Source organism: Pantanalinema rosaneae CENA516 (assembly GCF_050753385.1).
In the GTDB taxonomy this organism is placed as follows: Bacteria; Cyanobacteriota; Cyanobacteriia; order Leptolyngbyales; family Leptolyngbyaceae; genus Pantanalinema; species Pantanalinema rosaneae.
This window is the reverse complement of sequence record NZ_JBLZFZ010000038.1, coordinates 48,761-63,165: the sequence shown is the minus strand read 5'-3', so window position 1 is coordinate 63,165 and position 14,405 is coordinate 48,761. Positions and strand designations below refer to the sequence as shown.

Genomic DNA, 14,405 nt, shown 5'->3' with positions numbered 1-14,405 from the left:
AGATGTGTATAAGAGACAGGAATCAAGGTGGGAGGCTGGGGCATCGTGGGTGCCGGAGCCACCACCGGGGGGGAGAAGACCTGGGGCAGGGGTGCGGCTGTTGGCATCACCGTCGGTTTGGCTGGACTGAGGTTAGGGATATTAATAATCGGTACGGGAGGAGGATTAGAAGCCTTCGGATCAAAGACCTGAAGTTCGATCGAGCGCCGGACTTGTTTACCCGCCGCATTCGTCACCTGTAAGGTAATCGTCACTGCACCCGGTTGCTGCACCAGGGGATAGTCCATTTTTCCGTTTAAACCTACCGTTCCCGGAGTCGGTAGCAACTCGACTTTGATATCCTCTCCCGGTTCCACCTGCCACTCCAGTTGCACCACCTTCACCGTTTTCCCGGTTTTAGTTGGCACCAGATATTTAGGTAAGGCTTCCTGACCATTAATCCGGAAGGCAGTAATCTTCGGCGCTTTCGGTTCCAGTTTCAGGGTGTCCGTTTTCTTCGTATCCGCAGGTTCACTCTCTCCCTGTCTAGGTACAACCGCTAACTCAAACACATAGTCCCCCGGTTTTGTTACCCGCACCGGCACATTCCGACACACCAGTTCCTTATTGGCAGATTCACAAAACAGTTGCAGAGATTCCGGTAAACCCTGGCTCACGTCATACCGTTGAGCTTTGCTGGTCACTGCGCCATCGACATCCCGCCCGACTAAGCGCAATTCCTTTAGTTGTTTGGGCTGACTGACCCGCCAGTTTAATAAAAATAGATTGGCACGATCGCCGAGGTTCTGATTCGCTGTGGCATCCTGCGCCTGCAAAAAGCTTCTGACACTGTCTGTCAACGATACATTAGGCATGATTGTGCCTGTGAACTGAGCAATTTTTGGGGGCGCGATCGGGCTAATTTTCACCGGATCGGTTTTTGCCACCACATAGGCTTGACGCTGATTTGCTCCCGTTCCTTTCGGAAATACTGAGAGTTCAAACACATAATTCCCCGACTTCCGCGCCTCCGTGGGCACATTCTGACAGGTGAGGATGGCTCGACTGACGCTACATAACTCCTCCAGTTGTTTGGGAATCCCCCGGTTAAAATCGTAGACTTCGGGTTGGCTGAGTACCGTCCCCTCCTCCCGGGAACGTCCCAAAATTTCCAGCTTGCCAATCCGCTTCACGTTTGAGATTTGCCAACTGAGTCGAACTGGTTTACCTTCGGCTTCCTGATAGTTGGTCGAAACGGGGACAAAGGATAACACCCTGGGCGGAGTCATCGGTCGAAAGAACACCCACCAGATCGCAAATCCCAACAGGGCGATCGCACTTAATCCCGTCAGCAATACCAGGAGAAACTGCCACCAGGGGCGGGATTTCCAGACTAGGGTTCCCTGTAAGGGTTCGGAGGGTAGTGGTAAGGTCTGAGCATCCTCCAACACCACCACAAAATTGGCAGTACGCCCAGAGCCAAAGAACGGTCGCCGCCACCATTGCACCGGCTTCACCTGTAACCCCACATCCACCGTATGCTTGGCAGCAATCTGGAGTGGCAGTGCTGGAGCCAGCGATCGCGCCACAGTCGGATCGGCTTCCGTAACCGCCGCGTTCGTTGTCGGGGTAGCGGCAGGCAAGCGAATCTCCTGTCCCGAGCGATCGAGCCAGGTATAGGCGAAGAGATGGGCATCTTCTTCATCTAAACTTCTGGCACTCAGAAGGATGTTACGACGAGTATTGCCAGTATTAAATAGCCTGACTTGATAAACCCCTGGTTGCCGCCGAACTTTACTAATTAATGTCTTCAGTTCGGCATTGAGCAGGTGAATCGGTGATACCTGTACATACACCACATCCAGCAGATTGAGTTCTGGATTGTTTGCCGAGAACAGGCGAATCGTGGGGGAATAAATTCCGGCAGGGGCATCGATCGGCGGAGTCAGGTAGAGCAAAATCTCTCCTTTACCACCGGGGTTCAACCGCAAGCCATCTCCAGACGAAATCAGCCCCGGTACTTCAATGCCTTCGGGATAACGGATCGTAAACCACGATCGCTCTAAGTCAGGGCAGAGGAGGCGAAAGCGATCGACGCGATCGGAACGGTTATGCACCTGGACTTTGACTTCCAGGGTAGCACCGGGTTGTAAGCCAATCGGTTGGGCTGAACTACTCAACGGTGCCAGCGTAAAGGTCGGATCATTGACCCGTACCCCCGTTTCAAACAACGGCATCACCTGGAGCCGCTTCGTGAACTGAATCGGGGTATCTTCAGGATAATGATCCGGTGCGTCAACCACGACCTGATAGGTATAGATCGCGGGTAGCACCTGCGGCGGAATTTGAAACTGAAAGACGACTTCACTACTTTGTCCGGCTCCCAATGCCAGACGTTCTGAGGGAGACAGACACCACTGCCGCAAAGTTTGCGCCGTTTCATCAATGAAGACATCAATTAACGCACTGTGATTGCCCCGATTAAACACCGTGACACTCACTTCAAACGATGATCCGGCGGTGGCACTGTGATCCCCCGATGGACTGATGATTACCGCCAGTGGTTTGACCGTGACTGATTCCGTTGGATCGCGATCGTCATCAATCACCACCGATCGACGTTGTCGCGCCAGATCCGCTTGGGAACTGATCAATTGGCTAGAAATGTCTTGCACAAACCCCTGTTCGACCAGCAACTGCATGAGTGATTGGGTTGCCTCAACATCCTGTTCCAGGTGAGCGGCAATATCGAGCAGGTTAGCCGACTGTTCCTGCATCAACCAATTGACCAATGCCTGTTGGCGATCGGGCAACATTAACAGATTCACCCCTTGCCCTGCCACAGCCGCATACACAGGGAGATTCATCGGTGGCTCTAAACGAGTCAATTCAGTCTGTTCAACCATTGCCGAGCCCAAACTTGATAGCGGTTCCTGAGTCACACCTTCTTCTCCTTGTGCAAGGGTAGATGCTGAATCTATTGATACAAATCACACATCGCTTCTGGCTTGCGAGGTTCTCTGGCTAGCCTGACTTGAGAATCATCATTCCCACTGGCGATGACAACATCACGATCGACCACTTTGACATCAACCGTGTTAAAAGCCCGTGGTCTACGAGATACAACAATGCCGTTGACAAATCGGGCATCGCGTTTACTTTCCTTATCCAATACCCACAGCTTCACTCGCCCATCGGCTCCCGCACTCGCCAGATAACACCCAACATCACTTAATGCCAAACCCCGTACAGGTTGACCATCATGACCATCCTGCCATTCTTCGATCACCTCACAGGGCTGATCTCCCTCCATACAGGGGCGCAAATTCCATAGGGTAATGTAGCCCTGATTATCGGCGGTTGCCAACAGGTAGGGGTTATATTCCGACTTCACAACACTGGTAATGTAATCTTCCTGTCCGCCGACGCGGGGGTAGGGAATGGGTTTCAGCGTATCTTTTTGCCAATTCCAGAACACCAGTTTGTTATAGCGTCCCCCGATCGCCAGCGTATCATCCGCATTCCCAATCAACGTCATGCCGTAGATGGCGAAATCAAGCTGCCGTCGCCGCAGTGAAGCATCCGGTGTGGGTAAACCGGCTTCGGAATCGGGATCATTCACTCCCCATTGCAACACCATGCCACTCCCATGCCCACTAAATAAATAGCGAGAGCCGCGGGTAAAGGCAAGACTCATGACGCGATCGTCCTTTTGATAACTGAAGACCGATGGATCTTGATGGGTGCCAAGATGCCAGAGTTGAATTTCGCCATTTTCCAACCCTGTCGCTGCCCATTCATTCCCTAACGGACGATAGCGCACTACCCGCACTGATTTCTGTGCCTGCCCCAATAACCCCACCTGTTGTTTTGCCAATGGATTGAAGAACGCCGGAGCATTCCAGTGAATAATCCGTTGATCATCCGAGGTACTCAACAGTTCCGTACCCACCGCATTAAACTGCACAGAGTTGACTGCCGCCCGGTGCCCATAGAACGGGTTCTCGGGATTCATCCAGGAACACCACCAGATGCCATATAGCAACAACACTGCCAGCAATAGCTGCATCCATAACGGTAATTTTGGCTTTACCTTCAGGCGCAGCACCTGCGTATCATCCCGCAGGGTCGTGCGGGGATCCGAGAGCAGCCCATTTACCTCAAACAGCAGGTGTTTCCCCCAGCCCCACCAGGGACGACGGGTAGAAGCCGTGAGTTGCACTGGCAACTTTTCTCCGGGTGCTAAGGTCGCTCGATCGGGCAACACTTGAAAGGTAATTTGTTCAACATCATCACCGCTCAGATTTACTGAAACCTGCTCCGGCACATTACTTTGATTGGTGAACTCCAGCCAATAATCGACCGTATCTGCCCACCATCGCCAACCCGCCCCCTTTGGTGGTAAAACATGTTGAGTCGGAGAACAGGTTAACTCCAATTGACCACTGGGACGGAGTTCTACTACGCCAGTCGCACTGGAAGGGGGACCATTCGGTTGGGTGGCTCGGACGGCAAAGGCATAGCGCCCACAAATCGTTTGTGTGGTTGGTGGAATGGAGACAGCAAATAAGACCTCAGTCAAACTTCCTGGCTCAAGGCGTAAGCGGTGTTCTGTCCCAGAGGGCAACCACTCGGGTGGCAGTCCCGTCAGCCCTAACATTACATCGGTAATCTTCTGGCTGGGATTATGCACCCGCACCAGAATGTCAATTTGTTCAAACGGGTTGACCTGATATTGTTTGATCGGCAGGTCTACCTTCACGGGGATCGCCGTTCCCGATTCCAGATTTAACCGCACCAATTTGCGATCTTCACCTAATTCCAGTGAGAAGGTGCGGACGGTTAGGTTCATCACCCCAGCAAACCCCGGAATCGGAGTATCGGTAATCGTCACTTTAAAGCGGGTTTGATCGCCCGGTGGCTTTTTCGCCGAAATTTCCGGGGCGAGTTCATACCAGCGCCGTTTGGAATTCGCCTCAATACCGGGAGCCAACAGTTCCAACTGAAACGTGGCAAAGCGATCGCTTTCATTCACTGCCGTCACTTCAAAGGAAGCCGTAGATGTTCCGGGCTGGAAACTCAGTTCCTTCTGTGAGACTGTTGTGGCGATAGGGGTTTTGGTCATAGCAAAAGTTGAACCGCTAACCTGCTGAAATTAAACGTTAAAGAGTGATTGCATCCGCCGCCGAATCCAACTCAAGGGATTCTGTTTAAATTCTGTTTCATCCTCGACCAGCCCCGCCTGTTGCAACAAGCTCTGACGTTGCTCTAATTCAGATTGATATTGATTAATTTTATGGGCAATTTCATCTGCCAGGGTGATGTTCTCTCTTAAGAACTTTTGAAATCCAGGGCGATCGATGACGAAGAGAATACTATCCTCTAAGGCTTGGGCAGAGGCGGTTCGAGGAATACCTAACAAGAGGGATAATTCCCCAAAAAACTGTCCCTGGCTCAAATGATTTAAATCTTTATTTAAGCTTTCCGTATAAATTTTGATTGAGCCAATCAAGATAATGTAAAAGGCATCTCCAGGCTCCCCTTCCCAGCAAATATGAGCTCCCTCCTGCACAATTTTGCGATAGCCAGCATTCACTAAGGCTTGCAATTGGGTAGGACTAAACGAGGCAAAATAAGTTACCTGTCGTAATAGCTCAACTAGATTCAATTGCTGAAATTCATGATCTTTTCTCCGAGCTTGCCAGGCTTGTTGCAATAGTTGCTTGACATAGAGAGGCTCTGCCTGATCTACAGCCGCCACCATATATTTAGCGCGTTCATTGGCATTTTGCAGTTGTTGTAATTGAGAGTGCATCAGTGATTGCCGACGATAGACCACCGTTGCCATTTCATCAACCACGCGAGCCAGTTGCCCAATTTCATCCTGTCGCTGCATCACATCCTGCAATTGGCTTGGATCAAAGTTTCCGGATTCGATCGCCGCCGCCGATTTTGACAAGCGCAATAGGGGACGAGTAATCCACTGAGCCGCCGTTAAGCCGAGGACGATCGCACCACTTGCCACCGCTAAACCGATCAACAGCGTCTGGCGGAGATTGGCATGAACTTTACCCATAAAATCTGAGGTGGGTGCCACCGTGACAATAAACCAGCTCAGCCCATATTGATCTCGCAGGGGCGTAATGGTCAGAAAGTAGCGAGTGCGCTCCATCATCACCACCAGTTGCTGCGGAGCCTGAATCTGATCCCAGTCCTGAAATCGCTTGGTGACATACTCTGCCGCTAACTGAATTTGGCGATCGCTAAACTGCGAGGCTTTTAATCGCTGAATGGTATTATCGGCTGCTTTAAACGGTAGGGCGGCGGCAGAACTCGCGACTAACATGCCATCCGGTTCCACAATAAAGATTCTGCCGGAAGGGCTAAATTCCGTTTGATTCAGGTATTGATTCAACTGCGACAGAATCACATCCACGCTGAGAATCCCCAGCAATTGCCGTTGGCGATCGAACACAGGCTGATTTGCTGTAATCGATACCACGTCTGGCTTATCTTCCCACTGGTAAATCGAACTCCAGATCGGCTTGCCCGCCGCGACCGTTTCGGAGTACCAGACCTCCTGGCGGGGATCGTAGGGTTTCGTTTCTAACAAGCGACCACGTTGCCCCCGGGAGTCAGGTTGATAAACATGCAGTTTGCCTAATCCCGTAGTCTCTGCCACTTCGTTAATCAATAATTCGCCGTTGTCTAACCGCTCCAGTCCAATAAATTCGCCTTTCGGAGTGCCAAAGGAAATATAACCCACATTAACCGAGCGAATCTGTTCCCAAAAGTATCTCTCAACGCTGCGATACTCTTGCAGATTCAGCAAGCCCGCCTGACTGGCATCCAGATTCATGCGGTTAATCTCATGGGGATTGGTCAGATACCCATTCAAATGTTGGGTAATCCGGGCACTGACTTCATCACTGAGGCGAAATGCCAGGGCATCCACCGCTTGCTGTCCACCTCGGTACGTGATCCAACTGGTTAGCCCAACTGTAACCATAATTGGTGCAATGATTAAAGTGGGCAAGGCTCGTTGAATCGAAATCGATGGCATAGGAAATCCAAATCAAAGGTTAGGAGAATAGAGGTTTGAACAATGGCATAGTAGATGACATGCAAGATGAATGAACCGAACGGACTCGATCGCAAATCATGATCTATGGACTACTCACTTGATCGAATTGCACATTAAACAACGATTTCATCCGGCGGCGAATCCAACTTAATGGACTTTGGGAAAAACTGGTTTCATCTTCAATTAACCCCGCATCTTTCAATAGTTCCTTACGTTGTTCCAACTCCGATTGGTACTCATTAATCTTGAGGGCAATATCATTAGCCATTTGGGGGTAACGATTGAGGAAATCCTGGAACCCGGAGCGATCGATAACAAACAAAATACTATCCTCTAATGCCCGGACAGTAGCCGTCCTGGGAATGCCTAACAGCAGGGCTAATTCACCTAAAAACGTGCCCTCTGCCATATTTCGCAAATGTCGCTTGGGATTCTCAATGAACACTTCAACGGAACCAACCAGAATGATGTAAAACGCATCACCATCTTCCCCTTCCTGACAAATATATTCGTCCTGCCGGAAGACCCGTTTATACCCGACATCAAACAAATACTTTAATTCTGGATCAGTCAAATTCTGAAAGTACGTGACGTGACGCAGCATATCGGGCAATTTGAACTTTTCTAGTTCCTCACCCTTACCCCGCGCCTGCCGAGATACCCGCAACAACTGTTGTACATGATTGCGCTCAGTCAAATTCACAGCGATCGCCGCTCGTTTCACGCGATCGGTCTCACTCTGCATCCGTTGTAATTGACTTTGCAATTGGCGTTCTCGTTGATACACCACCGTTGCCATTTCATTAATCACCCGCGCCAGTTGTCCCACTTCATCCGATCGCTCGACAATATCGTGCAAACTATCCGGACTAAAGTACCCCGACTCAATCTCCTTCGCCGCTAAACTCAAGCGTTCCAATGGTTGAATAATTCGCTGGGCAGCAAACAACCCTAAAAGTACGGCGATTCCGGCAATTCCCAAGCCAACCAGCAGGTTGTGGCGAGTGTTGACATTAATTTTTTCCATGAAGTCGGCTTCTGGCACCACCACTACCACCAACCAGTCCAGACCTTGCTCATCAATTAAACGGGCAACGTGGACAAACTGATTCTCCCCCTTTAACGGAAACGTTAACGTTTCGTCGTTTTCAAGCTGACTAAAATCACCATGCTTGTCATATAACTGTTTTGCCGTTGCCTGAATCAAAGGCTGGGTACTCTTAATTGCCGAAATCCGCTCTGTCCCCTTTAAAGCTTTGACGACCGGCGATTCTCCCGTTGAACTGGCAATTAATTCCCCCGATCGCTCCATAATGAAGGCTTCCCCAGCCGGACTGATATTGAGTTGCTGAAGAAACTTACTCAGTTGTTCCAATGGCACATTATTCGCCAACACTCCTTGCAGATTTCCGCCTTCGGTGTAAACCGGAATCGTGGCGGTAATGCCTAAGACATCGGCATAGGAGAATTTGAACACCGGACTCCAGGTAGGTTTCCCCGTCTCGATCGCAATCTTGTACCAGGGTCGAGTTAACGGATCAAATTTTTCTCCAGTTTGCTCCACACTCGCTCGGTTGCCCTGCTGATCCAGTTTGTAGGTGGTGCGACCAGGAAAGGTAGAATCATCCCGAATGCGAGACAGGATCGAGCCATCCTCTTGCACTTGCACCCCAACAAAATGACCCTTGGGATTGCCGTAGTAAATGTAGGTCAACCCCAGGGACGACTGAATTTGATGCCACAAAAACCGTTCCATTTCCGGTAGATTATTGGGATCCAAATTACCACTGCGAATGGAAGCGGCAATCAGTCGATTGGCAAGTTGTGGCTTATCGATATAGTTATTAACATGCTGCTTAATCCGATAGCTCACCTCACTGCTTAACCGGATTGCCAATGCTTCTACCGATTGCTGTCCCCCGCGATAGGCCAACCAACCTGTTAGCCCAACAGTGGCTATCAGGGGAGTAATCAACAGAATTGGTAGGGCTCGACGTATTGAAATCGCAGGCATAGTTCAGCCAAGGGTGAAAGAATAGGGAAACATAGATTACTGACTATTCACTTGTTGGAGTTGCGTCATTTGTTTGCGGCGTTGAGCGTAGTGGAGAAGATTAATGCCCATTTCCTGTGCCGCTCGAATTGTGTCTCTGGTCATGGTTAAATCTCCTAATCCCCAGGCGGCAGATAATTGCCCCAAGACAACAATTAATCCTCCCCCCACCAGGAATTTGATTGGTTGTTCATTCACACTGGGGGCGGCTCCAAACAGAAAGGGTTGACTGCGTAACGGGTGGTGACGCGGCAAATTTTCCCAGGTAACCAACGGAGTTCCCAGTTGTTGAGCCACTTGCTCAAAGTTTTGCACTTGTTGATTAATTTGTTGTTGTAGAGCAAGATTGATCGCTTCCAGTTCTGTTTCTAGTGAACTCCGTAATTCTGTGAGTTCGCTGAGGCTGACATTACTTTCGGCGGGATTACTGGCTCCAATGTTGAGCCGAGCGATCGCCGCCGCTAATTGTTGTTGAATGGTTCCTAACTCCTCTAATTTAGATCCCTGAGTCGAAACCTCCACCAGCACAACTCCTCCTCCTTCCAGAAACTGCCGGACGGTATCCACCATCGCATCAGACAACGCATGGGACTGCTGCCCGGTTAACAGCAAGAGATCGCAGGCAGTGAGATCCACGATCGCCTGGAGGTTCACCTGGCTCATCGGTTCCGCGCCCTGTAAAGCCGGATATAACGCCTTCAGCGATCGCAGCAAATCGATCGCATTCTCGTTTAACTGAGCAGTTTGGGGATTAGCAGGAATTGCCTCCGTTGCCGCCAGGGTTGCCACCCGCACCATGGCCTGCGATCGGGCCTGCGCCTGCACCCGATACCGCAAATCTAGCGCCTGATATTCCGGTTCAAACACATTGGTTGCTGCTTGAATCCGCTCAAATCCAGGCTGCAACACAATCCGGCACAGTTCCACTTCCATCGCATCCGGTGGCGTATTGCGTTCATCAATCCGGAAGGTTTCCTGCACCATCTCGGAGGTAGCCTGGCGTTGCAGTTGATCGGGGTCTACATAACTAACCACAAGATAGGTAATCAGGGGTTCCCCTTCTAAGGGATTAGATGCCACATGGAACTCGATCGGTTGCGGCACCACAATCGGATTGCCCATCGCATCGATCGCAATGCCCGGTTGCACCTGCACCCAGCGACCATCACGATATTGGGCGGGCACATCTTGAGGGGCTGGAATCACACAGACCCCTAACCCCCAGACGATCCCAGGTTGATTGAGTGATTGATAGTGAACATTCTGGCGATCGCGGTGATACTCATGTGCCCGTCGCCAGCGTTCCGCATTGATCAGCAAGCCATCTGAAACGTGTAGACGTTCAAATGGTTTGATCGGAGGAGAGGGAAGGATGTGCATAAGCGGCAGAAGGGATGGGTAAGGTTAGCTGGCGATCGCTAAGTCCGATCGCTCGGTCGCAGAGGGATCCTGGACAAACAGTTCGTAGGTACAGAAGGCAGGCTTCTCTTTTTGAATAATGTAGTGAACCAGTTGTTCATCAATGTCCATATTGGGCTGAAGTCGCAACCGGACGGTGAAGTGGAAGGGACGACCATGCCCTAGAGCCGTATCCTGTCCCATCAAACCGCTACCTAACATAAAGGGTTTATAGGTGGCTTCTTCAATACAAATATGTTTGTCGGTTTCCTGGGACAGGTGATCATCTAAGGGCAGATCCGTATAAAGGTGTAAAAACAGCCGTAAGCCCCGCCGCGTCCCCCGCCAACGGTAGATTTCCATCGCATTGCGAATCAGTCGCCGTTGCTGGAGTGGACTCCACCGGGAATCCAGATCCCAGGCGACCCAATGGGCTAAGAATGGCAGCATCGATTCCGGTGCCGTCAGGGGATCTAGATTTGCCCACATCACCGCCAGCGACTGCACCACCGGGTCAAATGCCTGCTCAAAAATCTTCAGGAAGCGACCAATAAAGTCCACTTCCCGGTAGATCAGGGGCAGAAATTGCAAATAGCGACTACGGGAGCGCACACAGAGATTAACCGGCGCATATTCCTGGCGCTGTTGTCTGGCTGCACTGTCCCGGAACGCCGCCACTACCTGACACCGATAGTTCAACCCCAAACTTTCGTTGGCTCGTAGTGCCTGAGTATCTTCAAAGAAATTAGCCGGAACCTGAAACACAATCACCGCATCCATCCGTTGCCCTGGTCGCAGTTCCCGACCTTCCAGTCCCAGTCGATACCAGGAGAGCGGACACTCACCGTCTAGTCGCAAATCAATCTCCAGCGATCGATCGCTGAGGTTTTCCAGTTGGACGACTAATTCGATCGCCTCTCCGGGTAACAATACCAAGTTAAACGCCGCCGTATCGCTCTCGATCGAGGGCGTTTCCTCGGGAATCTGCATCGAGAGCAGACGCATTCGTAAGACCTGGTTGGAGTGAGTCGGGGGCATGGGCGTTAGGAGGTAGAGGGGTGAGGGAGATAGGGAGGATGGGGAGGGGTTAGCTGATCAGGTTAATGGTGTGATGGGCACGGATGCGGCGTTCACTCCAGGAACAAATCAGACCAAAGCTGCCGGGATCAATCACGGGATCGGGGGAAGGATTGCGAATCCAGCTACCATTCTGTTTACGAAGTTCAAACAGTTGGACAACCCCGAGATACCGAACTCCGGGCACTTGCTGGAATAGCGCCACGATATCGGACTGATAGACCGGACGACCAAATTGCCAGCCATTGCCATCCAGCCCGCCGGTTAAGGGATTGAGGAAACGGTACAGTAACACCCGTAATGTCCGCAGAATTTCATCGCGGGATTGGGGATTGTTGTACTCCGGACTGAGCCCCACTTCTGCCCGTACCGACACGCCGACATACTCGGGCTGCTCCAGTTTCACCTCTACTCCCAACAACTTACGATCGGCTAAAAAGCTGAGAATCCGTTGCTGTAAGGTCGGTGACAGACTGAACTGATCGGGATGAATGCCCTCGGCTCGATAAATCGGTTCCAGGTTCACCTTCGGCACCACTAATAACCGGACAATTCCCGCTTCATGACTCTTCGTAGCAGGTAAACAACGGCATTGGGCAACGCCTCCCTGTGCTCCTTGCAACGTTAATGTTTCAAAATCTTCGGGAGTCACGGCGCGATCGCGGCTCCGCAGCAACCCCGGCACCCGAATTGCCGCCTGCTCCAAGGATTCTGCATCTGTGCCATTCTGCGCCGGATCATGGTTAATTACCGAGGCAACATAGGGCACTGCCGTTTTCATCACGGTCAGGCTTCCGGGTTGCACGTTACCCCGCTGCCCTCCCCCAGTGCGGTAGGCAACCATGCGAACCATCGCCCCCCGAGGTGGCACTGCTCCATACTGCCGCTCTAACATCGGGGCAGATAACACCCGATTGACGGTACTTTGTTGCCGGGGACTGGTTTGGATCTGGCTACGCACCTCAGTTTCTTGCTTGAGTTGATGGGGTTCCCGTACCAGCGGCCCAAACTGCACCACGCCAGTCAGCGAATCAATCACGTAATGGTGGTCGTCCGGCTGCGATTGGGAGAAGTCGGGCACTTCCTGCCAGTTCTGGGGTAAGCCACCGGGCGGAATCACCTGAATATACTCGCCCTGCCGTCGGGGTAACACTGGCACCCCAAACAGTTGAAAACTTTGTCCGGGAGTGCCTTCACTCAGCCCTAACACTTCATCCCGCATTAACGTGCATTGACTGGCAGCCACACTACCGCCGATCGTGCGAACCGATAACCCCATAATCTGGGGCGATCGACTGTACGCCGGTTGATCGGCATTGGGTGGCGTACAGACACAGCGCAACCAGCGTCCCTGATAGGACAAAAAGTTGGTGACTGGGAATTGCATCGGTAAGTGCAGCACCACATCGGCTCCCTGCACCGCATTCAACCCTTGTTGACTCAGTTCACTAAAGCTGAAGCCCTGGGTACTGTCATCGATTTCGTCTCGCAAAACAGGTTGCCAGGTTTCACCATCCCAGGCTTCCCAGCGCCGGGGCGGCAGGTTGGGATTAATCCCCGTAGAGGTTGCCGCTTCCCCCTGCACATTCACCGCTAGCACATTGCCATCCACCACCGAAGCAGGCTCCAGTACCAGATAAAAGCAGTTCCCTGTCTCCGGTCGTTCGGCAAATAACGCTTGCTCGGGGCCTGACCAGCGCCCATCATGATCCTGTGTCCACAAATCCGTAAACCGATCGCGGAGAGTCTGTGGGGTGTCCTCCACAATTTCTGCCGTTAGAAAATGCCGTAAGCCGGGACTACCGATCGTCAAGTCGCGATCGGTACTAAAGACCACCGCCTCTTCTCCCTCGGTTCGCAGCGTCGCCACCTCAATTCCCGTCGGAATCGTATAGGGTTCAGCCAGGGTGCTGTTTAAGTAAAAGGTCAGGTTCGTTTGCGCCGGAGCCGGAGCCTGTAAGCGAATCCCCAGTAGCTCTAAGAAGGTGACATAGTTGCGGCGGGGCACTTGATTGAAGCGTTGCAACATTTGCTCGGTCATCCAAGCAAATAGTTCAATCATGGTAATGCCGGGATCACTGGCGTTGTAATTCGTCCACTCGGGACAGTAGCGGGGAATCCGCAACAACGACTCATCCTTCAAATCCTGGTAGGTGCGATCGTCCAGGTTTGATTTCGGTAGCTTCGGCAGAAAATCGAGATCCATAGCAGCGGCTAGTCCGGGGGGTAAGTGGGCTATGACTGACAGAGGCAAAGGGACAGAGATAGGCGATCGAATCGAGCAGTCAACGGGAAGGCAGAATTACCAATCCTCCAGGCTAAAGTCGCTGACAGCCCCTCGCCGCTCCGCCGTCAACGCCTCATCCAGATCCTCCGTTGCAGATTGCAGATAGAAGGGATAGACCAAACTGCGAGTCTCATAGGTTTCCACAATGCGATAGTCGATCAATAAGTCCACTCGTCCCCGCAGGGGGTCAGGGTCAGCCCGAACATTGTCTAATTCAATCCGGGGTTCCCAACGGTTGAGCGCTTCTTCAACCGCAATACATAACCGCACCAGCGTATCGGAACTCATTGGCGCAAATGCCAGGTCGGCGAGGGCAGACCCAAAATCGGGGCGACTGGCGCGTTCCCCGATCGAGGTGCGGAGGATAATCCAAATCGATTCTTGAATATTTTGATCGGCGGCACTGAGCTGTAGGCTACCCTGCACATTCACCCGCAGGGGAAAACTCCAACCTGTACCGAGGTAAGCTTGTGGATCAGACAGAGGATAAAGATCGGGCATACAAGGGCGCTGATACCTGACTGCGC

At 51.8% G+C, this 14,405-nt stretch carries 8 protein-coding genes; all 8 read right to left on the bottom strand.

Annotated features, from left to right (window positions below; translation table 11 throughout):
- Window positions 1-2,921 (bottom strand): COG1470 family protein (locus ACN4EK_RS20610; protein WP_431660075.1); only part of this gene is annotated, 2,921 nt, incomplete at its 3' end.
- Between the two features lie 35 nt (window positions 2,922-2,956).
- Window positions 2,957-5,104, bottom strand: coding sequence for a hypothetical protein (locus ACN4EK_RS20605; protein ID WP_431660074.1), 2,148 nt, complete (start codon window positions 5,102-5,104; stop codon window positions 2,957-2,959).
- A 30-nt stretch (window positions 5,105-5,134) separates the two neighbouring features.
- Window positions 5,135-7,042 carry a cyclic nucleotide-binding domain-containing protein gene (locus ACN4EK_RS20600; protein ID WP_431660073.1) on the bottom strand — a complete coding sequence of 636 codons (1,908 nt, stop codon included), beginning with the start codon at window positions 7,040-7,042 and terminating at the stop codon, window positions 5,135-5,137.
- A 103-nt stretch (window positions 7,043-7,145) separates the two neighbouring features.
- A complete protein-coding gene (locus ACN4EK_RS20595) occupies window positions 7,146-9,077 on the bottom strand; it encodes a cyclic nucleotide-binding domain-containing protein (protein ID WP_431660072.1) in 1,932 nt (643 codons plus the stop codon).
- 36 nt (window positions 9,078-9,113) lie between these two features.
- Window positions 9,114-10,496 carry a hypothetical protein gene (locus ACN4EK_RS20590; RefSeq protein ID WP_431660071.1) on the bottom strand — a complete coding sequence of 461 codons (1,383 nt, stop codon included), beginning with the start codon at window positions 10,494-10,496 and terminating at the stop codon, window positions 9,114-9,116.
- A gap of 24 nt (window positions 10,497-10,520) precedes the next feature.
- Window positions 10,521-11,552, bottom strand: coding sequence for a phage tail protein (locus tag ACN4EK_RS20585; RefSeq protein WP_431660070.1), 1,032 nt, complete (start codon window positions 11,550-11,552; stop codon window positions 10,521-10,523).
- A gap of 49 nt (window positions 11,553-11,601) precedes the next feature.
- Window positions 11,602-13,797, bottom strand: a complete 2,196-nt coding sequence (locus ACN4EK_RS20580; protein WP_431660069.1) for a putative baseplate assembly protein — start codon at window positions 13,795-13,797, stop codon at window positions 11,602-11,604.
- Between the two features lie 96 nt (window positions 13,798-13,893).
- Complete coding sequence (locus ACN4EK_RS20575; protein WP_431660068.1) at window positions 13,894-14,379, bottom strand: GPW/gp25 family protein; 486 nt, start codon at window positions 14,377-14,379, stop codon at window positions 13,894-13,896.
- Window positions 14,380-14,405 lie beyond the last annotated feature (26 nt).

What these genes read in the sequence shown, in the direction of transcription:
- ACN4EK_RS20605 (WP_431660074.1), bottom strand. Translation starts at nt 5,104, where the DNA reads ATGACCAAAACCCCTATCGCCACAACAGTCTCACAGAAGGAACTGAGT.
- ACN4EK_RS20600 (WP_431660073.1), bottom strand. Translation starts at nt 7,042, where the DNA reads ATGCCATCGATTTCGATTCAACGAGCCTTGCCCACTTTAATCATTGCA.
- ACN4EK_RS20595 (WP_431660072.1), bottom strand. Translation starts at nt 9,077, where the DNA reads ATGCCTGCGATTTCAATACGTCGAGCCCTACCAATTCTGTTGATTACT.
- ACN4EK_RS20590 (WP_431660071.1), bottom strand. Translation starts at nt 10,496, where the DNA reads ATGCACATCCTTCCCTCTCCTCCGATCAAACCATTTGAACGTCTACAC.
- ACN4EK_RS20585 (WP_431660070.1), bottom strand. Translation starts at nt 11,552, where the DNA reads ATGCCCCCGACTCACTCCAACCAGGTCTTACGAATGCGTCTGCTCTCG.
- ACN4EK_RS20580 (WP_431660069.1), bottom strand. Translation starts at nt 13,797, where the DNA reads ATGGATCTCGATTTTCTGCCGAAGCTACCGAAATCAAACCTGGACGAT.
- ACN4EK_RS20575 (WP_431660068.1), bottom strand. Translation starts at nt 14,379, where the DNA reads ATGCCCGATCTTTATCCTCTGTCTGATCCACAAGCTTACCTCGGTACA.